26 protein-coding genes are annotated in these 24,458 nt (G+C 66.3%); 14 read left to right on the top strand and 12 right to left on the bottom strand.

The annotated features are described in order from the left end of the window. The first annotated feature begins 7 nt into the window (after positions 1 to 7). The 3 genes from FB548_RS05435 to FB548_RS05425 are packed head-to-tail and all read left to right on the top strand — an operon-like array spanning position 8 to position 1,483. Complete coding sequence (locus FB548_RS05435) at positions 8 to 277, top strand: Trm112 family protein (RefSeq protein WP_142123698.1); 270 nt, start codon at positions 8 to 10, stop codon at positions 275 to 277. Next, positions 274 to 1,140, top strand: coding sequence for a carboxylating nicotinate-nucleotide diphosphorylase (gene nadC / locus FB548_RS05430; RefSeq protein ID WP_142123697.1), 867 nt, complete (start codon positions 274 to 276; stop codon positions 1,138 to 1,140). The genes FB548_RS05435 and nadC overlap by 4 nt, the downstream gene beginning before the upstream one ends. Before the next feature lie 7 nt (positions 1,141 to 1,147). Further along, complete coding sequence (locus FB548_RS05425; protein WP_142123696.1) at positions 1,148 to 1,483, top strand: DUF3301 domain-containing protein; 336 nt, start codon at positions 1,148 to 1,150, stop codon at positions 1,481 to 1,483. A gap of 43 nt (positions 1,484 to 1,526) precedes the next feature. On the opposite strand, the gene FB548_RS05420 is transcribed toward FB548_RS05425, so the two are convergent. The 6 genes from FB548_RS05420 to FB548_RS05395 all read right to left on the bottom strand — a co-directional run bounded on the left by FB548_RS05420 (position 1,527) and on the right by FB548_RS05395 (position 6,563). After that, entirely contained in the window at positions 1,527 to 1,979 is a 453-nt protein-coding gene (locus tag FB548_RS05420) for a ClpXP protease specificity-enhancing factor (RefSeq protein ID WP_142123695.1), read from the bottom strand. Between the two features lie 70 nt (positions 1,980 to 2,049). Beyond that, entirely contained in the window at positions 2,050 to 2,685 is a 636-nt protein-coding gene (locus FB548_RS05415) for a glutathione S-transferase N-terminal domain-containing protein (RefSeq protein ID WP_142123694.1), read from the bottom strand. Between the two features lie 185 nt (positions 2,686 to 2,870). Beyond that, positions 2,871 to 3,617, bottom strand: a complete 747-nt coding sequence (locus FB548_RS05410) for a cytochrome c1 (RefSeq protein ID WP_142123693.1) — start codon at positions 3,615 to 3,617, stop codon at positions 2,871 to 2,873. Beyond that, positions 3,610 to 4,869, bottom strand: a complete 1,260-nt coding sequence (locus tag FB548_RS05405) for a cytochrome bc complex cytochrome b subunit (protein WP_142123692.1) — start codon at positions 4,867 to 4,869, stop codon at positions 3,610 to 3,612. The genes FB548_RS05410 and FB548_RS05405 overlap by 8 nt, the downstream gene beginning before the upstream one ends. A gap of 3 nt (positions 4,870 to 4,872) precedes the next feature. Further along, positions 4,873 to 5,484, bottom strand: coding sequence for a ubiquinol-cytochrome c reductase iron-sulfur subunit (petA, locus tag FB548_RS05400; protein ID WP_142123691.1), 612 nt, complete (start codon positions 5,482 to 5,484; stop codon positions 4,873 to 4,875). A gap of 167 nt (positions 5,485 to 5,651) precedes the next feature. Continuing rightward, the gene (locus FB548_RS05395) at positions 5,652 to 6,563 is read right to left on the bottom strand and encodes a lytic transglycosylase domain-containing protein (RefSeq protein WP_142123690.1); all 912 of its coding nucleotides are present in this window, start codon (positions 6,561 to 6,563) and stop codon (positions 5,652 to 5,654) included. Between the two features lie 217 nt (positions 6,564 to 6,780). Here FB548_RS05395 and miaB point away from each other — a divergent pair, with 217 nt between their 5' ends. Then, positions 6,781 to 8,217 (top strand): tRNA (N6-isopentenyl adenosine(37)-C2)-methylthiotransferase MiaB, encoded by a 1,437-nt coding sequence (miaB, locus tag FB548_RS05390; protein ID WP_142123689.1) that lies wholly within the window; start codon positions 6,781 to 6,783, stop codon positions 8,215 to 8,217. Positions 8,218 to 8,223: 6 nt separating this feature from the next. Here the strand turns inward: miaB and FB548_RS05385 are convergent, their stop codons facing one another. From FB548_RS05385 to FB548_RS05365, 5 genes are all read right to left on the bottom strand, one after another. After that, positions 8,224 to 8,655, bottom strand: a complete 432-nt coding sequence (locus FB548_RS05385; protein ID WP_142123688.1) for a hypothetical protein — start codon at positions 8,653 to 8,655, stop codon at positions 8,224 to 8,226. 36 nt (positions 8,656 to 8,691) lie between these two features. Continuing rightward, positions 8,692 to 9,777 carry an ABC transporter permease gene (locus FB548_RS05380; protein ID WP_142123687.1) on the bottom strand — a complete coding sequence of 362 codons (1,086 nt, stop codon included), beginning with the start codon at positions 9,775 to 9,777 and terminating at the stop codon, positions 8,692 to 8,694. Continuing rightward, entirely contained in the window at positions 9,774 to 10,700 is a 927-nt protein-coding gene (locus tag FB548_RS05375; RefSeq protein WP_142124117.1) for an ABC transporter ATP-binding protein, read from the bottom strand. Before FB548_RS05375 ends, FB548_RS05380 begins: the two co-directional genes overlap by 4 nt. Before the next feature lie 106 nt (positions 10,701 to 10,806). Further along, positions 10,807 to 11,772: an HlyD family efflux transporter periplasmic adaptor subunit gene (locus tag FB548_RS05370; RefSeq protein ID WP_185741984.1), complete on the bottom strand. Its 966-nt coding sequence runs from the start codon at positions 11,770 to 11,772 to the stop codon at positions 10,807 to 10,809. Continuing rightward, positions 11,756 to 12,490, bottom strand: a complete 735-nt coding sequence (locus tag FB548_RS05365) for a TetR/AcrR family transcriptional regulator (protein ID WP_142123686.1) — start codon at positions 12,488 to 12,490, stop codon at positions 11,756 to 11,758. The genes FB548_RS05370 and FB548_RS05365 overlap by 17 nt, the downstream gene beginning before the upstream one ends. A gap of 103 nt (positions 12,491 to 12,593) precedes the next feature. Between FB548_RS05365 and FB548_RS05360 the strand changes: the two genes are divergently transcribed. From FB548_RS05360 to FB548_RS05315, 10 genes are all read left to right on the top strand, one after another. Then, the gene (locus tag FB548_RS05360) at positions 12,594 to 12,935 is read left to right on the top strand and encodes a hypothetical protein (protein WP_142123685.1); all 342 of its coding nucleotides are present in this window, start codon (positions 12,594 to 12,596) and stop codon (positions 12,933 to 12,935) included. Between the two features lie 30 nt (positions 12,936 to 12,965). Beyond that, on the top strand, positions 12,966 to 13,952 hold the full coding sequence (locus FB548_RS05355) for a PhoH family protein (RefSeq protein WP_142123684.1): 987 nt from the start codon (positions 12,966 to 12,968) through the stop codon (positions 13,950 to 13,952). Between the two features lie 150 nt (positions 13,953 to 14,102). Next, positions 14,103 to 14,591: an rRNA maturation RNase YbeY gene (gene ybeY / locus FB548_RS05350; protein ID WP_142123683.1), complete on the top strand. Its 489-nt coding sequence runs from the start codon at positions 14,103 to 14,105 to the stop codon at positions 14,589 to 14,591. A 4-nt stretch (positions 14,592 to 14,595) separates the two neighbouring features. Continuing rightward, positions 14,596 to 15,186 (top strand): hypothetical protein, encoded by a 591-nt coding sequence (locus FB548_RS05345; protein WP_142123682.1) that lies wholly within the window; start codon positions 14,596 to 14,598, stop codon positions 15,184 to 15,186. A 39-nt stretch (positions 15,187 to 15,225) separates the two neighbouring features. Continuing rightward, positions 15,226 to 16,101: a transporter associated domain-containing protein gene (locus tag FB548_RS05340; RefSeq protein ID WP_142123681.1), complete on the top strand. Its 876-nt coding sequence runs from the start codon at positions 15,226 to 15,228 to the stop codon at positions 16,099 to 16,101. Next, complete coding sequence (locus tag FB548_RS05335; protein ID WP_142123680.1) at positions 16,094 to 17,272, top strand: DUF4105 domain-containing protein; 1,179 nt, start codon at positions 16,094 to 16,096, stop codon at positions 17,270 to 17,272. Before FB548_RS05340 ends, FB548_RS05335 begins: the two co-directional genes overlap by 8 nt. A gap of 45 nt (positions 17,273 to 17,317) precedes the next feature. Continuing rightward, a complete protein-coding gene (locus FB548_RS05330) occupies positions 17,318 to 19,345 on the top strand; it encodes a glycoside hydrolase family 97 protein (RefSeq protein WP_142123679.1) in 2,028 nt (675 codons plus the stop codon). Positions 19,346 to 19,563: 218 nt separating this feature from the next. Further along, entirely contained in the window at positions 19,564 to 20,577 is a 1,014-nt protein-coding gene (locus FB548_RS05325) for a magnesium and cobalt transport protein CorA (protein ID WP_142123678.1), read from the top strand. Between the two features lie 112 nt (positions 20,578 to 20,689). Further along, positions 20,690 to 22,777 (top strand): carbon starvation CstA family protein, encoded by a 2,088-nt coding sequence (locus FB548_RS05320; protein ID WP_142123677.1) that lies wholly within the window; start codon positions 20,690 to 20,692, stop codon positions 22,775 to 22,777. A 3-nt stretch (positions 22,778 to 22,780) separates the two neighbouring features. Beyond that, on the top strand, positions 22,781 to 23,005 hold the full coding sequence (locus FB548_RS05315) for a CstA-like transporter-associated (seleno)protein (RefSeq protein ID WP_142123676.1): 225 nt from the start codon (positions 22,781 to 22,783) through the stop codon (positions 23,003 to 23,005). A gap of 156 nt (positions 23,006 to 23,161) precedes the next feature. Here FB548_RS05315 and FB548_RS05310 read toward each other — a convergent pair whose 3' ends face one another. Further along, entirely contained in the window at positions 23,162 to 24,421 is a 1,260-nt protein-coding gene (locus FB548_RS05310) for a DUF819 family protein (RefSeq protein WP_142123675.1), read from the bottom strand. Positions 24,422 to 24,458: the final 37 nt, after the last annotated feature.

Here is a 24,458-nt window from a genome sequence, read left to right as displayed (position 1 = left end):
GTGCCCCATGGATCGCAAACTGCTCGACCTCCTCTGCTGTCCCGCCACCCGCCAGCCATTGGCCATGCTCGACGCCCGCAGCCTGGAGACACTCAACCATGCGATCAGTGCGGGACAGGTCAGGCGTGCCGACGACACCGCCCAGACCGAACCCCTGCGCGAGGCACTGGTCACGCATGACCGCAAGATCGTCTACCGCGTCGAGGACGGCATCCCCGTGCTGCTGGCGGAAGAAGCGATCGCCACCGCACAGGCCAGCGACTTCGCCAGCCGATGAGCATGCGTCCGACGCCACCCGACGCGGGCGTGATTGCCGATGACGTGGCGCGTGCGCTGACCGAGGACATCGGCAGCGGCGATGCCACCGCAGCCCTGCTGCCAGACGTCGCCGACATCGCCTACCTGCTGTGCAAGGAAGAGGCCGTCATCGCCGGCCAGCCCTGGTTCGATGCCTGCCACCGCGCGCTCGATCCGCAGGTACGCATCGACTGGCGCTTCCAGGACGGTGATCGTGTGCCGGCCGGCACGGTGCTGGCCACACTGGAGGGCCGCGCGCGCGCACTGGTCACTGCGGAGCGTTCGGCGCTCAACTTCATGCAGACGCTGACGGGAACGGCCACGATGACGGCCGCTTACGTCGACCTCGTGCGCGGCACCGGCTGCACGATCCTGGATACGCGCAAGACCCTGCCAGGCCTGCGCCTGGCGCAGAAGTACGCGGTCCGCTGCGGAGGCGGGCAGAATCACCGCATGGGTCTGTACGACGCCGTGATGCTGAAGGAGAACCATGTCCGCGCGGCGGGGTCGCTCACCGCTGCGATCCGCGCGGCATGCCATCTGCACCCTTCGTTGCCGCTCATCGTCGAGGTGGAAACACTGCTGCAGCTCGATGAAGCGCTGGCTGAAGGCTGCGACCGCATCCTCATCGATGACTTCGATGCAGGCACGCGGCGCGAAGCGGTTCGTCGCGCCAGATCCGCACCGTATTCGGGCCGCATCCCGCTGGAGGTCTCCGGCGGGGTCGATCTGGGAACGCTGCGGGGCATTGCCGCAGATGGCGTGGATTTCGTTTCCATCGGCGGGCTGACCAAGCATGTGCGCGCCATCGACCTCTCGATGAAACTCGGCCCCGTGCCATGAGGCCCGCATGTCTCCGCTGAGCGCCTTGTTGTGGTTGATCGCCGCAGCGGCGGCGTTCGCCTACTGGAATGCGGCGCGCGCCGCCGCCGAGCGCGCCGGCGCACTCGGCCGGAACGCCTGCCAGGCCGCCGGAGTCATCTGGCTGGACCAGAGCGTCCACGCGAACGGGCTCCGCCTGCGCCGTGGCGAAGATGGCTGGCTTGGATTCGAGCGCAGCTTCCGCTTCGAGTATTCCCACGACGGCGTCGATCGCCACGTGGGCCGCCTGGTGCTGCGCAAGGGCCAGCTGGTCTCGTTCGTCGGGCCGGTGGCGCGCTCGGTCGCGCCACCCGACCTACACTGATTTCGCCGCGCGGGTTTGTCGGCAGATCCGCGCTGACGCCGTACTACTTGACCACGCGCAGGAACGGCGGGCGCTTGCCCGCAGGCGGCGGTGCATCGTCATCGGGCGGCGTGTCCGGAGAGGGCGGCTGATCATCGTCACCCCCACCGGCATCGGGATCGTGCGCTACGTCATCCGGCAACGCCATGCCCTGCCCGGTTTCGCGCGAGTAGATCGCCAGCACGGCACTGACCGGCACGTACACGGCCTGGCTGACCCCACCGAACCGCGCGGTGAAGCTGACGGCCTCGTTGTCGATCAACAGCCGCACCACCGCACGTTCCGCGATGTTCAACACCACCTTGCCTTCCTTCACCGCGCTGACAGGCACCTGGACACCCGCCTGCGTGGCGTCCACCAGCAGATGGGGCGTCATGCCGTTGTCGGCGATCCACTCATTCAGGGCCCGCAACAGGTACGGGCGATGGCTGGTCATGCGGGGCGTGGCGTCAGTCATTTTGCGTCTCGGCTGCCGGTCGCTGGGCTGTCCTGCAATGCCTGCGAACCAAGCCTTGCTCGGATGCCGGCTAGGCCGGGATCTCGCGCAGCTTCCTCTCCGCATCCGTCAGGCTGCGCAGGAAACCGGGGTGGCGGAAGATCCGGTTGCCATAGTCCTCGATCGCTTTGCCGTCCTTCGGCAGCGGCACATCGAGCGAAGGCAGGCGCCAGATGATCGGGGCCATCGCACAGTCGGCCAGGCTCATTTCGGGGTTGAGGAAGAACTTGCTCGCCTTGAACAGCGGCACCGAGGCGGTCAGCAATTCCTTCAGGCGCTTGCGGCCCGCTTCGACCTGCTGCTTGTTGCCCAGTTGGATGGCCTGGACCTGGGGCACCCAGTCGTGCTCGATACGCAGCATGGCCAGCCGCAGGCGTGCGCGTGACAGCGGATCCACCGGCATCAGCGGCGGATGGGGATAGCGTTCGTCGAGGTATTCGCTGACGACGGAGGCGGCGTACAGGACCAGGTCGCGCTCCACCAGGGTGGGCACGGAATGGTAGGGATTCAGATCGATGAGGTCTTCAGGCGGATTCTGCGGATCCACAGGCACGAGGTCGTAACTGACGCCCTTGGCGGCGAGCACCAGCCGCACGCGGTGGCAGAGCACGTCATCGGTGGAAGAAAACAGCGTCAGTGTATTGCGCATACGTGGACTCGCAGCCATTCACGGCTCTCCGACGATCGGAATCCGCCGATCGCACCGACGCCGCCAGCCCCTTGCTGACGGTCGCCACGGTCCCTGAGTGTGCAATCCCTGCCGAAAAAAGCCAAGCAACCCCAGGCCCGGCCAATTTCGCCTTGCGGTGCGGGCATCGACCCTGCACCGCTGCAGTGGATGCGCGACGGTCCTTAGTGGACGTCCTTCCAGTACTCCTGCTTCAGCAGGTAGGCCAGGAACGTCAACGCCGCCAGGAACAGGATCACCCACACGCCGATGCTCTGGCGCTTCAGGGCCGCCGGCTCACCGACATACTCCAGGAAGTTGGTGATGTCGCGCGCGGTCTGGTCGAACTGCTGCGCGTTCTGGCGACCCGCCTGGGCCACCTTGAGACCCTCGACGTGGCGCTCGCCGGTGGCAGGATCGACGGGGCCGAACTCGGCATGCTGCAGGCCCTGCAGTTCCCACAGCGGGTTGGGCATGGAGGCGTTCGGGAACAGCTTGTTGTTCCAGCCCAGCGGGCGGGACTCGTCCAGGTAGAACGACTTGAGGTACGTGTAGATCCAGTCGCTGCCGCGCACACGGGAAATGACGCTCAGGTCAGGCGGCATCTTGCCGAACCACTTCTCGCCACCTGCGGCAGGCATGGACACCTGCACCTGCTCGCCGAACTTGGCGCCGGTGAAGTTGAGGTTCTTCATCACCTCGTCTTCGGTCAGGCCCAGGTCTTCGGCCATGCGCGAGTAGCGCATGTACTTCAGCGAGTGACAGCCTGCGCAGTAGTTCATGTACAGCTGCGCGCCGCGCTGCAGGGAGGCGCGATCGCTCAGGTCGTTGCCGGCCTGGAGCGTGTCGCCGCCGCCGGCAGCGAAGGCAGTGAACGAGATCAGCAACCCGCTGGCGAAGACAGCTAGGCGAGAGGCGAAAGTCTTAGTCATGCGTCGTCACCCGCTCGGGCACTGGCTTGGTCTTGTCGATCTTGGTCCAGATCGGCATGGTCAGGAAGAACAGGAAGTAGAAAGCGGTCAGGAAACGGCCGACGATGGTTTCCACCGGGTCCGTACCCGGGCCGGCACCGATCTTGCCCAGCCACACAAAGCAGATCGCGAACACGCCCAGCAGCACCTTCGACAGCAGGCCGCGGTAGCGGTAGGACTTGACCTTGGCGCGATCCAGCCACGGCACCAGGAACAGGATCGCGATGGCGCCGAACATCACCAGCACGCCGCCGAGCTTGTCCGGCACTACGCGCAACATCGCGTAATACGGGGTGTAGTACCACACCGGCTTGATGTGCGCCGGGGTCACCAGCTTGTTGGCCTCGGAGAAGTTGTCGTGCTCCAGGAACCAGCCGCCCATCGCGGGCGCGAAGAACACGATGAACGCCGCGATGATCAGGAAGCCGCCGACGTAGAAGCCATCCTTCACCGTGTAGTACGGGTGGAACGGCACGCCATCGGCCGGTGCCGTGGGCGACCAGCGGTTGCCCTTCGGGCCCTTCTTGATCTCGACGCCATCGGGGTTGTTCGAGCCGACTTCATGCAGCGCGAAGATGTGCAGCACCACCAGCAGCAGCAGCACCAGCGGCAGCGCGATGACATGCAGCGCGAAGAAGCGGTTCAGTGTGGCGTCGCTGGGCAGGTAGTCGCCCATGATCCACTCGGTCAGGCCGTTGCCGATCACCGGAATCGCGCCGAACAGCGAGATGATGACCTTCGCACCCCAGAACGACATCTGGCCCCACGGCAGCACGTAACCCAGGAAGGCTTCCGCCATCAGCACCAGGTAGATCAGCATGCCGAGGATCCACACCAGTTCGCGCGGCTTCTGGTACGAGCCGTACATCAGGCCGCGGAACATGTGGATGTAGACGACGATGAAGAACAGCGAGGCGCCGGTGCTGTGCATGTAGCGGATCAGCCAGCCCCACTCCACGTCGCGCATGATGTATTCGACCGAGGCGAAGGCTTCCGCCGCGCTCGGCTTGAAGTGCATCGTCAGGAAGATGCCGGTCAGGATCTGGTTGACCAGCACCACGATCGACAGCACGCCGAAGATGTACCAGATGTTGAAGTTCTTGGGCGCGTAGTACTCGCTCATGTGCTTGCGGTACACGGGCATGAAGCCCGGCGCGCGCGCGTTGAACCAGTCCATCACGCCATCGGCGGTACGGGTAATGATGTTCGCCATGGCTTATGCGCCCCCCTGCGGGTCGAGACCGACGACGATGGTCGTGTCGTTCTCGTAGTAATGCGGCGGCACCACCAGGTTGGTGGGGGCCGGCACGCCCTGGAACACGCGGCCCGCCATGTCGAAGCGCGACTTGTGGCAAGGGCAGAAATAGCCGCCCTTCCAGTCAGGGTCGTACGGCTCGGGCTTGATCTCGGCCGCCATTTCCGGCGAGCAGCCCAGATGCGTGCACAGGCCGACCAGCACGGAGATCTCCGGCTTCAGCGAGCGCGTCTCACCCTTGATGTACGACGGCTGCTGGTCGAGGTTCTGCGACTGCGGGTCGCGCAGGTTCGCGTCTAGGGTCGGCAGCGCATCCAGGATCGCCTTGGAGCGCTTGACGATCCAGATCGGCTGGCCGCGCCACTCCAGGATCAGGCGCTGGCCTTCCTGCAGACCGGTCAGGTCGGCGGTCACCGGGGCACCGGCCAGCTTGGCCCGGGCGCTCGGATTCCACGACTTGATAAAAGGTACAGCTGCAATACCGGCACCCACTGCACCCACCACAGCGGTGGTCGCAGTCAGGAACCGGCGTCGGCCCGTATTCACAGGCCCATTGACCCCATCGATGGCCATCCGGCACTCCGCAAAACAATCAGGTAGCTAAAAAGGCTGCCAAGGCCGCACCCGAAACGCCGGTGCGGGCCGCATAAAGACGGCAAAGTGTAACGGATGGCTTAATGAGCCGACAACGGCTGCCGTGGAATCAATGGCTTGCATGCGCCCAAAGCGCCCGCCGCGGCTCAACGCGCGGCGACCGCCTGCCGGTAGCGATCGGCCAGCACGGCCACGCGCTGCACGTAGCGCTGGGTTTCCTTGTACGGCGGAACGCCCCCGTGGCGGTCAACCGCACCCTCACCGGCGTTGTAGCCGGCAGCGGCCAGGGTCAGGTTGCCGTTGAAGCGCTTCAGCAGCCAGGACAGGTACTGTGCGCCGCCACGGATGTTCTGCGCGGCGTTGTAGGAGTCGGTGACGCCGAACCGGCGCGCCGTGGCCGGCATCAGCTGCATCAGGCCTTGCGCGCCGGCATGCGACAGCGCCATCGGGTTGTAGGACGATTCCGCGTGCATGATCGCGCGCAGGATGGATTCCTCCACACCGAATTCGCGCGACGCCGCGGCGATCTCGGCCTGGTAAGCGGAGGTGTTCAATCGCAGTCGCCCGAAGTCGACGCTCGGATTCCCGCAGGCGAAGCAGGTCTCGATGTAGCTGTACTTGATGGTGCGCAGGCTGGCGACCTGGGTGCCGCCGCGCGGCCGCGTACTGGTGTAGTGACGTACGCCGTCCTTGATGTAGGAGTAGACCTGCCCGCTGACCACGCGGCGCGGACCGGTGGCGGGCGCGGGGACGGACGCGGCTGGCACAACTGCCGGGACGATGGCGCTGGCCGAATCGGACAGGGCGGGCGAGCTGGCCGCCCCCACCGCTGGTGTAGCGACGGCAGGCCGTGACACGGCGGAGACCTGCGTCGGCCGGTTGCGGTCGGGCGTGTAGCGGCTGACCACTTCGCAGCTTGCGCCACTGACGCGCTTGCTGACGTAGTTCGGCACACCGTCATTGCCGGTGCACTTGTACAGCGTGCCCGCGCTGGCCGGCAGTGCGGTCAACGCGGCCAGTGCGGCCAGTGCGGCCAGAAGCGTCAGAGTCCCCCTCATGCCGCGCAGTGTCCCGAATTCCCGGGGGATTGCCAAGTCCTTGTCCAACAAAGGTTTCCTCCAATCTGTGCGGCCGGTCGGAGTTCCGACTGCCGGACGCCGGCCCCTTCATGCCGGGCTGTTACCCGCTATCAACGCCAGCGGGGACGGGGACCGGCCGTCGCGCAGCGCGTAAACTAAGCGCCCCCTGCCCGCCCACCCGACTGGATTAAGCGCCATGACCGGGACGCAAGCCCCCGCACTGCCGACCACGGCCGGCCCCGCCGTGACCGACCCCGCCCTCGTTCCGCTGCCGCTGGCCAAGCCGCGCAGCCCGGACATCGTGCGCGGAAAACTCTTCATCAAGACCCACGGGTGCCAGATGAACGAGTACGACTCGGCCAAGATGGCCGACGTGCTCGCCGCGTCCGACGGTCTGGAGCTGACCGACAATCCCGAGGAAGCCGATGTGGTGCTGGTCAACACCTGCTCCATCCGTGAGAAGGCGCAGGAGAAGGTCTTCAGTCAGCTCGGCCGGTGGAAGGCACTGAAGGCCGGCGGCCGCGACGTCATCATCGGCGTCGGGGGCTGCGTGGCTTCCCAGGAAGGCGAAGCCATCGTCAAGCGCGCGCCCTACGTGGACCTGGTGTTCGGCCCGCAGACCCTGCACCGCCTGCCGGAGCTCATCCGCGCGCGCCGCGAGCAGAACAGGCCGCAGGTCGACATCAGCTTCCCCGAGATCGAGAAGTTCGACCGCATGCCCGAGCCGCGCGCGGAGGGGCCCTCAGCGTTCGTGTCGATCATGGAAGGCTGCTCGAAATACTGTTCGTTCTGCGTGGTGCCCTACACCCGTGGTACCGAAGTCAGCCGGCCGTTCGAGGACGTGCTTGTGGAGGTGGCGCAGCTCGCCGCGCAGGGCGTGCGCGAGATCAACCTGCTCGGCCAGAATGTCAACGCCTACCGCGGCCCCTACGGCGACGGCGAAGTCGCCGACCTCGGCCTGCTGATCCGCACCATCGCCGAGATCGACGGCATCGGCCGCATCCGCTTCACCACCTCGCACCCGCTGGAATTCAGCGATTCGCTGGTGGACGCCTACCGCGACGTGCCGCAGCTGGCCAACTTCCTGCACCTGCCGGTGCAGGCCGGCAGCGACCGCGTCCTCTCCGCAATGAAGCGCGGCTACACCGCGCTCGAGTTCAAGCAGAAGATCCGCAAGTTGCGTGCGGTGCGGCCGGACATCTCGGTCAGCTCGGACTTCATCGTCGGCTTCCCCGGCGAGACCGACGCGGACTTCGAGAAAACCATGAAACTGATCGAGGACGTGGGCTTCGACCAGAGTTTCTCCTTCATCTATTCGCGTCGCCCGGGCACGCCGGCCGCCGACCTGGAAGACGACACGCCGGATGCCGTCAAGCATGCGCGGCTGGAACGGCTGCAGGCGCACATCAACGCCCACGCCGCGTCGATCTCGCAGGCGATGGTGGGCTCGGTGCAGTCGGTACTGGTGGAAGGGCCGTCGAAGAAGAATCCGAACGAACTGACGGGCAAGACCGAGAACATGCGCCCGGTGAACTTTCCCGGCCATCCGCGCTTGGTCGGTCAGTTCGTCGACGTGTTGATCACCGAGGCGCTGACCAACTCCCTGCGCGGGCGCGTGGCCGGCACCGACTGACGCCGGTCAGCCGACGGCAGGCAAGGGCACGCCGTCGCGCTCGTTGTCCCAGATCATGTGGATGATCTTCCAGCCATCCTCGCCCTTGTAGAGCTGGATGCTGTTGATGCCACGACGCTCCGGCACGGGATCGTCGGGCGACGTGCGGGCTTCGTACGCGCTCCACACGTGGGCGATGTTGCCGAATACGCGCACTTCCCGCCCGGTCTCGACCTCGAAGAAATCCATCTCCGCCAGCAACGTATCGGCGTTGACACGGTACTCCGCCAGCGAGAAGGACAGCCGCCACGGCGCACCCTGCGCATCGACGCCCGTGCGGATCTGCCGGCAGTCGGGATGGAAGACCTCGTCCTGCGTGGACCAGTCGCGCGGGCCCGCCGGGCCCGAGATCATCGCGTACATGCCATCCACCACCGCACCGATCGCTGCTTCGTCCATCGCTCGCTCCATCCCTGCCGGAAGAGCGCCAGCCTATCAGTCCAGGCGCTTGCGGAACCGCAGGATCGCCGCCGTCATCATCACCGTCGTGAAAGCCAGCAATGCCAGCACATCCGGCCACAGCTCCCACAGGCTGGCGCCACGCAGCATCACGCCACGTATCAGTCGCAGGAAGTGCGTGAGTGGCAGTGCCTCGGCGATCCACTGCACCACCTTCGGCATGCCGGCGAACGGAAACATGAAGCCGGACAACAGGATCGACGGCAGGAAGATGAAGAACGTCATCTGCATGGCCTGGAACTGCGACTGCGCGCGGGTGGAGATCAGCAGGCCCAGCGTCAGGTTGGCCACGATCAGCAGGCAGGCGGCGATGTAGACATGCAGCAGGCTGCCACCCAGCGGAACCTGGAACAGCCACATGCCCAGCGCCAGCACCACTGTAGTCTGCACCAGGCCGATGGCCACGTAGGGCAGCACCTTGCCGATCATCAGCTCGGCGCTGCTTACCGGCGTGGCGATCAGCAGTTCCATGTTGCCGCGCTCGCGCTCGCGCACGATGGCCACGCCGGTGAACAGCACCATGGTCATCGTCAGGATCACGCCGATCAGCCCGGGCACGATGTTCACCGCCGAGCGCCGTTGCGGGTTGTAGAAGCCGACCACGCTGATGGTGCGTGTCGCCAGCGGGCCGCTGCCGCCGTCCAATGGCATCTGCGCGAGCTGGGCGGCTGCGCTCTGCACGGCGTTGTCGCTGCCGTCGACGAAGATCTGCACCGCCTCGCGACCTTCCGCGCGGCGGCGCTCGTAGTCCGGCGGAATGACCACGCCGATGCTGATCTCGCCGCGCCGCATGGCCTGGACGAGCTCCTGCGGGGTGGCGGCTTCCCGCGTCGGCGTGACCACCCCGGTGGCGACGATATCCATCACCAGCGCGCGCGAGGCAGCCGTGCGCGACTGGTCGGCGATACCGGCGGACAGGTCGCGCAGATTGGTATTGATCGCATAGCCGAACAGCAGCAACTGCATCACCGGGATGCCGACGATCATCGCCAGGGTGATGCGGTCGCGCCGCATCTGACGCAGCTCCTTCACCATCACGGCCATCAGGCGGCGGAACTTCATGCGGCCTCCTCACGGGCCGGCTGGCCGCGCGTGGCGGAGACGAAGACGTCCTCCAGGTTGGCCGATGCGGCAGACACGTCCGCGCCGATGCCGGCCGCGCGCAGGCCCTGCGCGATACGGTCCGCGGCTTGTCCGTTCTCCGACAGCAGCACGCGCAGCACGTTGCCGATCTGCGCCACGCTGATGACGCCCGGCATGGCGACCAGCGCCTTCTGCGCCTGCCGCGGCTGCGCGGCTTCGACCACCAGCGTGCGGCCGGCGAGTTCGCCGGTCAGCGCATCGGGCGTACCGTCCGCCACCAGTACGCCGCGGTCGAGGATGGCGATGCGGTGGCAACGCTCGGCTTCGTCCATGTAGTGCGTGGACACCAGCAGCGTGGTGCCCGCGTCTGCGAGTTCGAACAGCTTCTCCCAGAAGTCGCGGCGCGACTCAGGGTCCACCGCACTGGTCGGCTCATCGAGGAACAGCAGTTCCGGTTCGTGGATCACCGCGCCCGCCAGTGCAAGGCGCTGCTTCTGTCCGCCGCTCATCGTGCCTGCGAGCTGCTTCTGCCGGTCCTGGAAGTGGTACTGCTCGACCAGCGCGTCGATCCGCCGCCGCGCCTGCGCGCGCGGGATGTCCTGCACTGCGGCGAGGAACTCGAGGTTCTCGCGCACCGTCAGGTCCTCGAACAGCGAGAACTTCTGGGTCATGTAGCCGATGCGCGTGCGCAGTTGCTCGGCCTGCTCGGGAATGCGCAGGCCCAGCACTTCGATGTCGCCGGCGGCCGGGGTCAGCAGCCCGCACAGCATGCGGATGGTCGTCGACTTGCCCGATCCGTTCGGACCAAGGAAGCCGTAGACGTTGCGTCGCGGCACATCGAGATCGACATCGTTCACCGCCACCAGCGCGCCGAAGCGCTTGGTCAGTCCGCGGACGCGGATCGCAAGATCGTCCCGGCCCTGCAGGAGGGGCTTCTGCCCCGACCGCACGTCATCAGGATCAAGCATCGGGGCTGAAGCCCCTTCTGCAGGGGGCGCCGGCGGCGGCTCACTGCGCTTCATCTGACACCACATGCAGCGGCGCACCCACCGGCAGACCTGCAGCGTCCGTGCCCAGGCTGATCTCCGCCAGATAGCTCAGGCGCTCCGCGTCCTGGCCGGTCAGCGCGAAGTACGGAGTAAAGCTGGGCTCACTGCGGATCATGCGCACGCGCCCTTCGTAGGTCGTGTCCTCGCCATCCAGGCGCACCCTCGCAGTGTCACCGACCTTCAGCCGGTTGCGCATGGCCTGCGGCAGGTAAACGCGCGCATAGGGGGCCTCGCCCACCAGCATCACCGCGAGCGGCGCGCCCACCGGTGCCTGGTCACCTAGCTTGTACGGGAGGCTGTCGATGCGTCCTGCGCGCGGCGCGGTGATGTTGAGCTTCTCCAGCGTCACCGCCTGCACACGCGCCTGTGCGTCCGCCGAGGCGACGGCGGCTTCACCCTGCGCGACCTGTTCGACGCGCGTGCCGTGCTCCAGTTCCAGCAGCGCGGCCTGCGCCTGCCGGACCTGGGCCTGCGCGCTCTGCGACGCGGCGCGTGCGCGATCCACTTCGGAAGCCGCGACCAGCCGCTGCCTACCCAGCGGCTGCAAGCGCGCGTAGTAGGCGTCCGCATCACGGGCCTGCGCTTGCGCGGCGGCCAGGCTGGCGCGGGCCTGCGCGATGGCCTCGCGGCGCGGACCGGCGCGCAGCTCCGCCAGGGCTTCGCGGCTCTGCACGGCCTGCGCCTGTGCGACCGCGAGCTGCGACTGAGTGCGGGTAAGTTCCAGTTGCAGCAGCGGGGCGCCGGCCGGTACCTGCTGTCCTTCGCGCACATCGACCCGCACGATCTTCTCCGCCACCGGCGACGGCAGCGTCACGCGGTCCCATTCCAGCGTGCCCAAGGCTTCGGGCGCATCGGCGGCGCAGCCCGCCAGCATCAGGATGGCGGCCGCGAGGAGGCCGCGTGGCAGTTCATTTCGCACGGTCAAGCTCCAGTCCACGGTCCAGCAGCACCAGCGTGTGCCGGCGCAGGTCGTTGAAATCGATGTCGTCGGCACCGAACAACTGGCGCCAGATCGGCGCACTGGCCATCGGAAACATGGTCAGCCCGATCAGCGACACCATCAGCAGGCGCGGGTCGAGATCCGGATTGAGTTCTCCCGCCTGCTGCGCGGCGGCGAAGCGGCCCGCCATCATCTTGGGCAGCATCGGCCCGACCTGGCTGATCATCATCTCGCGCAACGCGCCGCCTTCGCACAAGATCTCGCGCACCCACAACGTCGGCAGCCAGGGGTGCTGCGCGACCACGCCGCCGATCCCGTGCACGAAGCCGGCGACCAGTCCGGCCACGTCACCCTCGCCCGCTTCCACGACGGGCGCGCGCATCTGCGCCACGACCGGCAGCAGCCGCTCGGCCACCACGGCCTGCTGCAGTTGCGTCTTGTCGCCGAAGTAGTAGTGCACCAGTGCCGGCGTGACGCTGGCTTCCGCCGCAATGTCGCGCAGCGAACTCGCTGCGATGCCCTTCCTGACGAAGCAGGTCAGCGCGGCGTCGAGCAGCGTGGCGCGCAGATCGGCCGATTCGGAGGTCGGGCGCCGTCCGGGAGTGCGCTTGCGTGCAGGCCTCTTCAACGTCACGCCGGACGTGGCGCCGTGCGCGGATCGTGGTGTACGGATGGTTCCGGCGGGTGGTTTGGGGGTCGTCATGCGGCTTATTTAATTTTATGATTAATTAAATCTCAAGGCTAATCCGACGAACGGCATTGGCTGGCCGGTTCCGGGGCGCCGGGTTACGCTGCCGACCCGCCTTGTGTTTGCAGGAACAGCCGCCATTTCCACCGATAACGTCCAGTTGTGGGTGTTCACGCTGGAAGCCCGTCCCCTGCCCGACAGTCCCGACTTCGCGGAGGCCGGTGGTGCTTTCATCACCTGTTACCTGCGCCCCGCTTTTACGCCAGACCCCATGCGCCGCGCGGTGGAATTCGTCCGCGAGCAAGGCTGGGAAGTCATCGCGGTGGAAGACGAGCCTCTGCAGATCGAGCGCCACGACGCACCGGAAGCCGAACACTTCGACCAGGCACTCGTCGATGACGAGGTCTATGTCTTCCACCAATGGCCGGTGGACGACGCGGGCGACGAGACGCGCCACTAACCGCTATTGCCACGAGTATTCCCCCGCCCCATGACTGTCCCCAGCAAACACGAATTCACCCTGGAACCCGAGAACATCGAGCGCCTGGCCAACCTGGCTGGCCCGTTCGACGCCCACCTGCGCCAGATCGAACTGCGCCTGGGCGTGGAAATCGCCAATCGCGGCGCCATCTTCCGCGTCACCGGGCCGGAGAAATCCGTCGCCGCCACGGAAAAGCTACTGCACGCGCTGTACGAAGAAACGGCGGGCGAGACCTTCGACAGCGAAGCGATCCACCTGCGCCTCAACGCGGCCAACGTCGACCGCATCGCCGACGATGACTACCAGCCACAGGACGTAGCCATCAAGGTCAAGCGCGGCACCGTGCGCGGCCGCGGTGCGAACCAGGCCAAGTACCTGCACGCCATCGCCACCCACGATATCAACTTCGGCATCGGGCCGGCCGGCACCGGCAAGACCTTCCTTGCCGTCGCCAGTGCGGTGGAAGCGCTGAACGAATCGCGCGTGCAGCGGCTGATCCTGGTGCGTCCTGCGGTGGAGGCCGGCGAGAAGCTCGGCTTCCTCCCCGGCGACCTGACCCAGAAGGTCGACCCCTACCTGCGCCCGCTGTACGACGCGCTGTACGAGATGCTGGGCGTGGAGAAGGTGGTCAAACTGCTGGAGAAGAACGTCATCGAGATCGCGCCGCTGGCCTACATGCGCGGTCGTACGCTCAACGATGCCTTTGTCATCCTCGACGAGGCGCAGAACACCACCATCGAGCAGATGAAGATGTTCCTGACCCGCATCGGTTACGGCAGCACCGCCGTGGTCACCGGCGACCTGACCCAGATCGACCTGCCCAAGCACCAGAAGTCCGGTCTGAAGGATGCGCTGGACGTCCTGCACGGCGTGGACGGCATTTCGTTCAACTTCTTCACGAGCCGCGACGTGGTGCGTCATCCGCTGGTGGCGAAGATCGTACGGGCCTACGATGCGCGGGACGGCAAGGATGCGGAAACAGGACCGGTCGCGTAGGCTTCCGGTCTGCCGTCGTCCCAGCGCATGCTGGGCTTTCAACCGCCGCACGGCGAGCCAGCCATGTTGATTCTGCCTGCCGTGCGTCACCTCATCATCAAGCAACAGCCACATGGGTTCCGGCGTTCGCCGGAATGACGAGCGAAGAAGATGACCCAAGGCCCCGTCCGTCTCGAAGTCGCCGTCAGCTACGCGCTGCCACGCGCCGGCATTCCGTCCGCGATAAGTTTCCGCAAGTGGGTGGCAGCGGCGTTGAAAGGCCGCATCCGCGAAGCCGACCTCGCCATCCGCATCGTCGACAGCAAGGAAGGCCGCGCGCTCAACCGGCATTACCGGGGACGGGACTACGCGACCAACGTGCTGAGCTTCCCGGCCGAGATGGCCGAGGGCGTCAAACTGCCCAAGGGCGTGAAGATGCCGCTGCTGGGCGACCTGGTGATCTGTGCGCCGGTCGTGGCACGCGAGGCGAAGGAACAGAAGAAACCGTTGGCCGCGCACTACGCGCACATGACCGTGCACGGCGCATTGCACCTGCTGGGCTGGGACCACGAGGACGACCAGGAAGCCGAGTGCATGGAACAGCTGGAACGCGAGATCCTGGCCGAACTTGGCATCGCCGATCCCTACGCGGAAGACTGACGGCATGCTGCGCACCCTGCTGTTCGTACCGACACTGGTATTGATCCTCCCCTTGTCTGCTGCCGCGCAGGATGCGCGACCGGACCTGCCCGCCCTGATCGAGTGCCGGAGCGACATCGCCCGGTTGACCGCGCTTGCACCCGCGTTGGAGGACCCGCTGAAGGCGGTCGCACTGGGCTGGCAGCCGCTGCCGCAGGCGAACATGTTCATGACCGAATACCGGTTGGCCAGACCGATCCGCGTCTTCGGGCACGACACTGACCACATCGCATTCTCCGGCGGCAGCGTGATCGCGCTGCTCGACCTGCCCGATCCCCGGCCGCTGGCGAAGCAGTTGGCGCTCGAAACCGCCATCGACACACCGGCCAAGGCGATGTTCGGCAAGGAGCTGCGCAGCGAGGAAATCCGCGACACCGCGACCGGCAAGCTGCTGATCGAATCGGCCGTATTGAACGTCAGCAACGTCGCCTCGCACCCCGGCAAGACACTGGTGGGCTGCAGTTACAGCCTGGACCTTCCGGAGGAAGCGCCTGCGGACGAAGCGGCACCGCCTGCCGGGACCGCGCCGCCTGCGTCCGGCGCCCAACCGGGTTAGACTGACCGCCACGCCCCGTGGGCGACCACATCCCCCGAGATGTCAGAAGACGACAGTACCTTTGCGCCGGACGGCTCCGACAAACCTGCGGAGAAACGGCGCTCCTGGCTGGACCGCCTCAGTTCGGCGTTCTCCGGCGAACCCAGCACACGCGATGACCTGGTGGCCATCCTGCGCGATGCGCAGTCCGACGGCCTGATCGGCGGCGACACCCTGAAGATGATGGAAGGCGCCATCGCCGTCGCCGACCTCACCGTGGGCGATGTCATGGTGCCGCGCGCGCAGATGGTCTCGCTGCCGGTGGAGGCGCGCTTCCTCGACCTGATGAAGGATGTGGTGGAATCCGGCCACTCGCGCTTCCCTGTGCATGGCGAGAACAAGGACGAGATCCTCGGCATCCTGCTGGCCAAGGACCTGCTGCGCGGCGTGGTGGCCGACAATGGGCCCGGCAGCGTGCGCGAACTGCTGCGCCCCGCCGTGCTGATCCCCGAGTCGAAAAAGCTCAACCTGCTGTTGAAGGAATTCCGGCTATCGCGCAACCACATGGCGATCGTCGTCGACGAGTACGGCGGCGTGGCCGGCCTGGTCACCATCGAGGACGTGCTGGAACAGATCGTCGGCGAGATCGACGACGAACACGACGAAGCCGAGGATGGTGCCGCGCTGATCGCCGCGCAGGCCGACGGCCAGTTCGTGGTCGATGCACTGACGCCTATCTCCGATTTCAACGAGCGTTTTGGCGCCGACTTCCTCGACGACGAGTACGACACCGTCGGCGGACTCATCACCGCCGCGATAGGCCACCTGCCGGAGACCGGCGAAGAACTCACGCTCGGGCGCTTCATGTTCCGTGTCGCCCGTGCCGATGCGCGCCGCGTACACGCCTTCCATGTCGGAGTGCTCGCCGATGCGTAGCGTGGCTGCACGCCTGGCGCTGCTGGGCGTGCTGTGCCTGCTGGCCGCGACGGCATGGGCCGCCCCGCGGATCGGCGTGGCGACGATGCAGCCGGGCGAGGTGTTCTTCGAGCGCTTCGGCCACAACGCGATTGTCGTCGTCGATCCGGCCAGCGGCGACGCGATCTCGTACAACTTCGGCTTCTTCGATCCGGGCGAGTCCGACTTCGTCGGCAATTTCGCCCGCGGCCACATGATGTACTACCTCATGGCGCTGCCGTTCGAGCAGGATCTGCTGCAGTACCGGGACAGCGGCCGCGGCGTCTCGCTGCAATGGCTGGACCTGGCGCCGGCGCAGGCGCAGGCACTGGCGGATGCGCTGGTTGAACGGGCCAGGCCGGAGAATGCGCGCTACCGCTACGACTACTTCACCTCCAATTGCTCGACTCAGGTGCGGGACGCACTCGATGCCGCGCTCGGCGGCACGCTGAAGTCGCAGCTCGCCGGCCGCTCGCGCGGCAACACCTTCCGCAGCGAAGCCGTGCGACTGGCCTCGCCCGCGACATGGATGTGGCTGGGCTTCGACGTGGGGCTGGGACCGTCAGCCGACAAGCCGATGTCGCGCTGGGAAGAGGCTTACGTCCCCATGCGGCTGGCCGACAGCCTGCGCGAAGCGAAGAACAATGAAGGCCGCCCGCTGGTGCAGTCGGAAATGCAGCTGCTGCCGCACCGCATCGCGGCCGAGCCGGCGGAAACGCCGCGTCGATGGCTGCCCTGGCTCGGCGCGGGCGCCGTGGCGGCCCTGCTGATCGGTTTCACAGGTCGCCGCTGGCCGCGTGCCATCGCTACTGCTGCGGTGCCGTTCTGGCTGCTGTGCTTCGCCGCCGGCGGCCTACTGGTCTACCTGTGGGGCTTCACCGACCACTGGGCCGCATGGGCGAACCGCAACCTGTTGCTGCTGAACCCGCTCTGCGTGCTGCTGATTCCCGGCGCAATTTCCGTGCTGCGCCGCCGCACGCCGCCCGCCTGGTTCGGCTGGCTGGTCTGCGCCATCGCGGGCGGCGCGCTGATCGCCTGGTTCCTTCACTGGCTGCCGCTGCGCCTGCAATACAACCAGCCATGGATCGCGTTGCTGCTGCCGGTGCACCTCGCGCTTGCATACGTATTCATGCCGCGACGCTTGTCGCGCTGAGTCCCGCCACGCACGATGCGGCCCTCTGCATACCGCGAGGGTCGCATGCTCCGTTATCTCTTCCCGCTCATCGTCCTGCTCACCGTTGGCGCGGACGTCGCGCATGCAGCCCCGGGACCGCGCGTCGCGTCGCCCGACGGCTCCATCGTGGTGGAACTGTCCACCGACAACGACGGGCGCCCCGCCTACGCCGTGTCGCGCAAGGGCCAGCCGGTCATCGCCTCGTCGCGGCTCGGCTTCCTGCTGCTGGACGCGCCGAAGTTCGAGCGCAATATCGAGATCGTGCAGCCGCGCACGCGCACGTTCGACGAGACCTGGGAACAGCCCTGGGGCGAGCGCCGCTTCGTCCGCAACCACTACAACGAACTGATGGTCACGCTGAAGGAGAAGGCCAAGCCCTTCCGCAGCTTCGACGTGGTGTTCCGCGTGTTCGACGATGGAGTGGGCTTCCGTTACCGCTTCCCGAAGCAACCCGGCCTCGAGCAGGTCAAGATCGGCGAGGAACTGACCGAATTCTCGCTGGCCCGTGATGCGACCGCGTGGTGGATACCCGCCGGCGAATGGAATCGCGAGGAATACCTGTACCACCGCACGCCGGTGCAGCAGGTCGGCGACGCGCAGACGCCGATCACCTTCAAGTTCGACGACGGCTCCCACCTGTCCATCCACGAGGCTGCGCTGGTCGACTACAGCGGCATGAACCTGACCCGGGTGGAAGACCGCAAACTCAAGGCGGACCTGACCCCAGGCATCGGCGAAGGCAAGGTGGTGCGTGCGGCGCCGTTCGACACCCCCTGGCGCGCGCTGCTGCTGAGCGACGATGCCGCCGGGCTGGCGATGTCCAGCCTGACCCTCAACCTCAACGAGCCCAACGCGCTCGGCGATGTGTCGTGGGTGAAGCCGATGAAATACGTCGGCGTGTGGTGGGAAATGCACTTGGATCTGAAGAGCTGGGCCTCCGGGCCAAAGCACGGCGCCACCAACGAGAACGTCCGCAAGCACATCGACTTCGCCGCGAAGCATGGCCTGGGCGGCGTGCTGGTCGAGGGCTGGAACGTGGGCTGGGACGGGGACTGGTTCGGCAACGGCGAGGACTTCAGCTTCACGAAGTCGTATCCGGATTTCGACCTGGAAGCACTGAGCGCCTATGCGCGCTCCAAGAATGTCGTGCTGATCGGCCACCACGAGACCTCCGGCAACGCGGCGCACTACGAGTCGCAGCTCGACGCCGCGTTCGACCTGTACCAGCGCGTCGGCGTGCCAGCGGTGAAGACCGGCTACGTGGCCGATGCCAGCCAGGCCAAGGTCGCCGGCAGCGACGGCAAGCGTCACTACGCTTGGCACGAAGGCCAGGACATGGCCCGCCATCATCTGAAGGTGGTAACCGAAGCGGCCAAGCGCCGCATCTCGGTCAACCCGCACGAGCCGATCAAGGACAGCGGCCTGCGCCGCACGTATCCCAACTGGATCACCCGCGAGGGTGCGCGCGGCATGGAATTCAGCGCGTGGGGCCAACCCGGCAATCCGCCCGAGCACGAAGCCAACCTGGTGTTCACCCGCCTGCTGGCCGGGCCGATGGACTACACGCCCGGCATCTTCGGCATGAAGACGCGCTCCACCGACGGCATCGCCACCACCTGGGCCAAGCAACTCTCGCTGTACGTGGTGATCTACAGCCCGCTGCAGATGGCGGCCGATCTGCTGGAGAACTACGAGAAGAACCCGGCGCCGTTCCAGTTCATCAAGGATGTCCCGGTCGATTGGGACGACACGCGCGTACTGAACGGCGAGGTCGGCGACTACGTGACCATCGCGCGCAAGGAACGCGGCGGCGACAACTGGTACCTGGGTGCGCTGACCGATGAAGACGCCCGCACGCTGAGCGTGCCGCTGTCGTTCCTCGACGATGGCCGCCGCTACACCGCGCAGATCTACCGCGATGGCGACAAGGCGAACTGGAAGACCGCGCCGCAGGACATCGTGATCGAGGAACGCAGCGTGATGCGTGGCGACACGCTGACGCTCGAGCTGGCGCCGGGCGGCGGGCAGGCGATCCGGTTCGTCGCGCAGTAATGCATGCGTCCCTGTAGGAGCGACGTGGGTCGCGACCGCAGAGACAAAACCACCCAGACCTTTCGAAAGACGGATCCTGCGGACGAGACATCACCTCGCGCCGTAGGATCCGTGTCAGCCGCCCGTCCATGGAGCGTCGTCGCGACGGTCGCGACTCGCGTCGCTCCTACAGGGAGCCAGGGTTGCCGCAACCGCGCGCATGGCGCACGATTCCCGCCATGAACGACCTCGCCGCCGTCGACACGAAACCCGCCCTGCCCCAGTGCGTCATCAACTGCGTGGTATACGACCGGGGCGGCAAGCGGCGCGATATCGGCTTGGACGAGATCAGCGACGTGCTCGCGATCGACGACGGCAGCTTCATCTGGGTGGGCCTGTACGAACCGGCCGATGCGATCCTGGAGAAGCTGCAGGAAGAGTTCTGCCTGCACGACCTGGCCGTGGAGGACGCGCAGAACGCGCATCAGCGCCCGAAGCTGGAGGCCTACGGCAACTCGCTGTTCGTGGCCGTGCACACCGCGCAGGTCGTCGACGACCGCATCCGCTTCGGCGAGACGCATGCCTTCCTCGGCCCCCGCTACCTGGTGACTGTGCGCCACGGCGCGTCGCTGTCGTACGCGCCGGTGCGCGAACGCGTGCAGCGCGAAGCCGACCTGCTGGCGCTGGGTCCTTCGTACGGGCTGTACGCGGTACTGGACTATGTCGTCGACAACTACCGCCCCATCATCGACCAGTTCAAGCAGACCCTGGACGCGCTGGAGAAGGACATCTTCGCCGACACCTACCGGCGCGGCACGGTGGTGAAGCTGTACGACCTGAAGCGCGAACTGACCCAGATGCGGCTGGCGGTGGCACCGCTGCAGGACGTGCTGGCACAGCTGACCCGCTCGCAGAGCGCGCTGATCCCGGAAGAAGTGCGCCTCTACTTCCGCGACGTGCAGGACCACGTGCTGCGCGTGAACGAGTACACCGACACGCTGCGCGAGATGCTGACCGCCGCACTGAGCGTCAACCTGTCGCTGGTGACGCTGGCGCAGGGCGAGACGGTCAAGCGCCTCGGTGCATGGGCGGCCCTGCTCGCGGCGCCCACGTTGATCACCAGCTGGTACGGCATGAACTTCGAGCACATGCCCGAACTGGGCGGACGCTTCGCTTATCCGATCCTGATCGCGGGCGTGGCGCTGGCCTGCTTCGGCCTGTACCGGCTGTTCAAGCGCTCACGCTGGCTCTGACGGCAGTACGCCGTCGCACTGCGACCAAAGTCGAAGGCTGAATCCGGGATTACGGATTGACCGGTCTCCCGCATGGGGCGACCCTTGTGCGGACTTGTCGGAGGGTTGCCGAATGAACGGTTTTTCCAAGATCGGCTGGGCGGCGCTCGCGCTGCTCGGCGCGGTGTGCCTGGGTGTGGTGGCGCTGCGCCAGGGTGAGCAGATAAGCGCGCTGTGGATCGTCGTGGCGGCGGTGTCCATCTACCTGGTCGCCTACCGCTACTACAGCCTGTACATCGCGAAGAACGTGATGGGGCTGGACCCGCGCCGGGCGACCCCCGCGCATCTGAACAATGACGGGCTGGACTACGTCCCCACCAACAAACACGTGCTGTTCGGCCACCACTTCGCCGCCATCGCCGGCGCCGGCCCGCTGGTGGGCCCGGTGCTAGCCGCGCAGATGGGCTACCTGCCCGGCATGCTGTGGCTGATCGCGGGCGTGGTGCTGGCCGGCGCGGTGCAGGACTTCATGGTCCTGTTCATCTCCAGCCGCCGCAACGGCCGCTCGCTGGGTGATCTGGTCCGCGAGGAAATGGGTCAGGTGGCCGGCACCATCGCGCTGTTCGGCGCGTTCCTGATCATGATCATCATCCTGGCGGTGCTGGCGATGATCGTGGTGAAGGCGCTGGCCGAGAGCCCGTGGGGCATGTTCACGGTGATCGCCACGATGCCCATCGCGATCCTCATGGGCGTCTACATGCGCTACATCCGGCCCGGCAAGATCGGCGAGATCTCGGTGGTCGGCATCATCCTGCTGCTGCTGGCCATCTGGTTCGGCGGCAAGGTCGGTGCGCACCCCACCTGGGGCCCGGCGTTCACCTTCACCGGCACCCAGATCACCTGGATGCTGATCGGCTACGGCTTCGTGGCCGCGGTGCTGCCGGTGTGGCTGCTGCTGGCGCCGCGCGACTACCTGTCGACCTTCCTGAAGATCGGCGTGATCGTGGCGCTGGCCATCGGCATCGTCATCGCCAGCCCGGAAGTGACCTCGCTGAAGATGCCGGCGTTCACGCAATTCGCCAGCACTGGCGACGGCCCGGTGTGGAAGGGCGGACTGTTCCCGTTCCTGTTCATCACCATCGCCTGCGGCGCGGTCTCCGGCTTCCACGCGCTGATCGCTTCGGGCACCACGCCCAAGCTGCTCGCCAATGAAACGCATGCGCGCTACATCGGTTACGGCGGCATGCTGATGGAATCGTTCGTCGCCATCATGGCGCTGGTCGCAGCCTCCATCATCGAGCCCGGCGTGTACTTCGCCATGAACAGCCCCGCCGCCGCCATCGGCACCACGGCGGTGGACGTGGCCGCGAAGGTCAGCAGCTGGGGCTTCCTGGTGACGCCCGAAATGCTGGAACAGACGGCGCACAATATCGGCGAGGGCACCATCATCTCGCGTGCGGGCGGCGCACCGACGCTGGCGGTCGGCATCGCGGTGATCCTGCACGATGCCCTGCCTGGCGGCGACGCGATGATGGCGTTCTGGTACCACTTCGCCATCCTGTTCGAAGCGTTGTTCATCCTGACCGCGGTGGATGCGGGCACTCGCGCGGGCCGCTTCATGCTGCAGGACCTGCTGGGCAACTTCATCCCGCCGTTGCGCAGGACGGATTCATGGAGTGCCAACGTCATCGGTACGGCCGGCTGCGTCGCACTGTGGGGGTACTTCCTCTACCAGGGCGTGGTGGATCCGCTCGGCGGCATCAACACACTGTGGCCACTGTTCGGCATCGCCAACCAGATGCTGGCCGGCATCGCGCTGATGCTGTGCACGGTGGTGCTGTTCAAGATGAAGCGCGACCGCTATGCGTGGGTGACGGTCATCCCCACCATCTGGCTGCTGATCTGCACCACGTACGCGGGCCTGATCAAGATCTTCGACAGCAATCCGGCGGTCGGCTTCGTGGCGCAGGCCAAGAAGTACCAGGCCGCCATCGCCGACGGCCAACTGCTCGGCGCGGCGAAGAGCATGGGCCAGATGCACCAGGTGGTGGTCAACAGCTACGTCAACACGGGTTTGACCGTGCTGTTCCTGTTCGTGGTGCTCAGCGTGCTGGTATATGCGCTGCGGGCGATTGCCAAGGCCCGTCGCAGCAGCGAGCGCAGCGACCGCGAGACGCCGTTCGTCGCGCTGAGCGAAGAACAGCAGAAGGCCTGGCTGTAAGCCATGGGCACGGAACTCGTTCCGCTCTCGCACTTCGCCACGCACAAACGTGTGTGGCGAAGGCTCGTGCAGACGGCGCGGCTGTGCTGCGGCGTGCCGGATTACGACAACTATGTCCGGCATGTGCTGGAGAAGCATCCGGACCGCGAGCCGATGGACTACAAGACGTTCTTCCGCGAACGGCAGGAAGCGCGGTTCGGCGGCAGGAGTGGGTTTCGCTGCTGCTGATCGGACAGAAATGAGGAAAGAAGAAGGGCGAAGCCAATGGCTTCGCCCTTTTTTGCTTCTGTAGGAGTGGTGCCGGCACGCCGGCACCGGTGAGTCGCAACCGGAAATATCAACGTCGCGACTTACGTCGCTCCTACAGGAGACCCTGATCTTGCCCTACCCCGCCATGCCGCGCAGCACGATGCCGGTGATGTACGCGCAGTACGTACCCAGCGCATAGCCGAACACCGCGAGCAGCACCGCAACGGGAGCGAGAGACGGATGGAATGCGCTGGCCACGACCGGCGCGGACGCCGCCGCGCCGATGTTCGCCTGCGAACCCACGGCAGCGAAAAACAGCGGCGCCTTGATCAGCTTGGCGACGATGAAGAGCAGCAGGCCGTGCGTCAGGATCCAGATCGCGCCCAGCAGGAACAGCCACGGTTTGTCGACCAGCGCCTTCAGGTCCATGTGCATACCGATGGTGGCGATCAGCACGTACAGCATCGCGGTGCCGACTTTCGATGCACCGGCGCCCTCCATCTGGCGGGCGCGCGTGAAACTGAGCAGCAGGCCGACCGTGGTGGCGATCACCACCATCCAGAAGAACGTGGAGGTCAGACTGAAGTCCTCGAGCCTCCATTCTGTCGGCAAGGTCTTGATCCACTCGACCAGGGGGGTGGCAAGGAAGTGCGCCAGGCCCGTCGTGCCCAAGCCGATGCCCAGGATGATCATCAGGTCGGTGAGCGTGGGATTGCGGGCATGCTGCGCGTGGTAACTCTCCATGCGCTCGCGCAGGTCGTCGATCACGCGGGTGTCGGCCCCCATCCAGCGGTCGATCCTGGCGGCGCGCGGAATCAGGAACAGCAGGAACGCCATCCACACGTTGGCGACCAGGATATCGACCGCGACGAACTGCCCGAACAGGGTGGAATCGACGGCGAATACTTCCTTCATCGCGGCCTGGTTGGCACCACCGCCGATCCAGCTGCCGGCGAGCGTGGCCATGCCACTCCAGGTATCACCGCCCACGGTTTCCGGATGGATGATGCCCAGTGCGAGGAACGACACGACGGCACCCAGCATCACGCCCGCTGTGCCGGTCAGGAACATGATGATCGCCTTGGGCCCCAGCCGCAGGATCGCGACGAGGTCGATGGCGATGCAGAACAGCGCCAGTGAGCTGGGCAGCATGTAGTCGCGCGCCATCGCGTACAGGCCCGACGCGCTGCCATCGATCAGCCCGACGCTGTTGTAGATCGCCGGGAGCAAATAGCACATCAACAGCGCGGGTACGACGGCGTAGAACTTCTTCCATGCGCCGGCCGGACGCGAGGCGCCCCAGAAGACGAACGCCAGCGTGGCGGCGAGCAGGCCCATCACGACGGCGTCGTTCTGGATCAGTGCAGTGGATGGTGCGGTGGCTTCGATCGCCATCGATCAGGACTCCCCTACGGACTTCGGAAAAGACGAT

The sequence above is a fragment of the Pseudoxanthomonas sp. 3HH-4 genome, assembly GCF_006716465.1.
Lineage (GTDB): Bacteria > Pseudomonadota > Gammaproteobacteria > Xanthomonadales > Xanthomonadaceae > Pseudoxanthomonas_A.
This window is presented reverse-complemented; position numbering and strand designations above follow the sequence as displayed.

Coding starts and splice junctions, on each gene's coding strand:
- FB548_RS05435 (WP_142123698.1), top strand. CDS start 8: ATGGATCGCAAACTGCTCGACCTCCTCTGCTGTCCCGCCACCCGCCAG.
- nadC (WP_142123697.1), top strand. CDS start 274: ATGAGCATGCGTCCGACGCCACCCGACGCGGGCGTGATTGCCGATGAC.
- FB548_RS05425 (WP_142123696.1), top strand. CDS start 1,148: ATGTCTCCGCTGAGCGCCTTGTTGTGGTTGATCGCCGCAGCGGCGGCG.
- FB548_RS05420 (WP_142123695.1), bottom strand. CDS start 1,979: ATGACTGACGCCACGCCCCGCATGACCAGCCATCGCCCGTACCTGTTG.
- FB548_RS05415 (WP_142123694.1), bottom strand. CDS start 2,685: ATGGCTGCGAGTCCACGTATGCGCAATACACTGACGCTGTTTTCTTCC.
- FB548_RS05410 (WP_142123693.1), bottom strand. CDS start 3,617: ATGACTAAGACTTTCGCCTCTCGCCTAGCTGTCTTCGCCAGCGGGTTG.
- FB548_RS05405 (WP_142123692.1), bottom strand. CDS start 4,869: ATGGCGAACATCATTACCCGTACCGCCGATGGCGTGATGGACTGGTTC.
- petA (WP_142123691.1), bottom strand. CDS start 5,484: ATGGCCATCGATGGGGTCAATGGGCCTGTGAATACGGGCCGACGCCGG.
- FB548_RS05395 (WP_142123690.1), bottom strand. CDS start 6,563: ATGAGGGGGACTCTGACGCTTCTGGCCGCACTGGCCGCACTGGCCGCG.
- miaB (WP_142123689.1), top strand. CDS start 6,781: ATGACCGGGACGCAAGCCCCCGCACTGCCGACCACGGCCGGCCCCGCC.
- FB548_RS05385 (WP_142123688.1), bottom strand. CDS start 8,655: ATGGACGAAGCAGCGATCGGTGCGGTGGTGGATGGCATGTACGCGATG.
- FB548_RS05380 (WP_142123687.1), bottom strand. CDS start 9,777: ATGAAGTTCCGCCGCCTGATGGCCGTGATGGTGAAGGAGCTGCGTCAG.
- FB548_RS05365 (WP_142123686.1), bottom strand. CDS start 12,490: ATGACGACCCCCAAACCACCCGCCGGAACCATCCGTACACCACGATCC.
- FB548_RS05355 (WP_142123684.1), top strand. CDS start 12,966: ATGACTGTCCCCAGCAAACACGAATTCACCCTGGAACCCGAGAACATC.
- ybeY (WP_142123683.1), top strand. CDS start 14,103: ATGACCCAAGGCCCCGTCCGTCTCGAAGTCGCCGTCAGCTACGCGCTG.
- FB548_RS05345 (WP_142123682.1), top strand. CDS start 14,596: ATGCTGCGCACCCTGCTGTTCGTACCGACACTGGTATTGATCCTCCCC.
- FB548_RS05340 (WP_142123681.1), top strand. CDS start 15,226: ATGTCAGAAGACGACAGTACCTTTGCGCCGGACGGCTCCGACAAACCT.
- FB548_RS05335 (WP_142123680.1), top strand. CDS start 16,094: ATGCGTAGCGTGGCTGCACGCCTGGCGCTGCTGGGCGTGCTGTGCCTG.
- FB548_RS05330 (WP_142123679.1), top strand. CDS start 17,318: ATGCTCCGTTATCTCTTCCCGCTCATCGTCCTGCTCACCGTTGGCGCG.
- FB548_RS05325 (WP_142123678.1), top strand. CDS start 19,564: ATGAACGACCTCGCCGCCGTCGACACGAAACCCGCCCTGCCCCAGTGC.
- FB548_RS05320 (WP_142123677.1), top strand. CDS start 20,690: ATGAACGGTTTTTCCAAGATCGGCTGGGCGGCGCTCGCGCTGCTCGGC.
- FB548_RS05315 (WP_142123676.1), top strand. CDS start 22,781: ATGGGCACGGAACTCGTTCCGCTCTCGCACTTCGCCACGCACAAACGT.
- FB548_RS05310 (WP_142123675.1), bottom strand. CDS start 24,421: ATGGCGATCGAAGCCACCGCACCATCCACTGCACTGATCCAGAACGAC.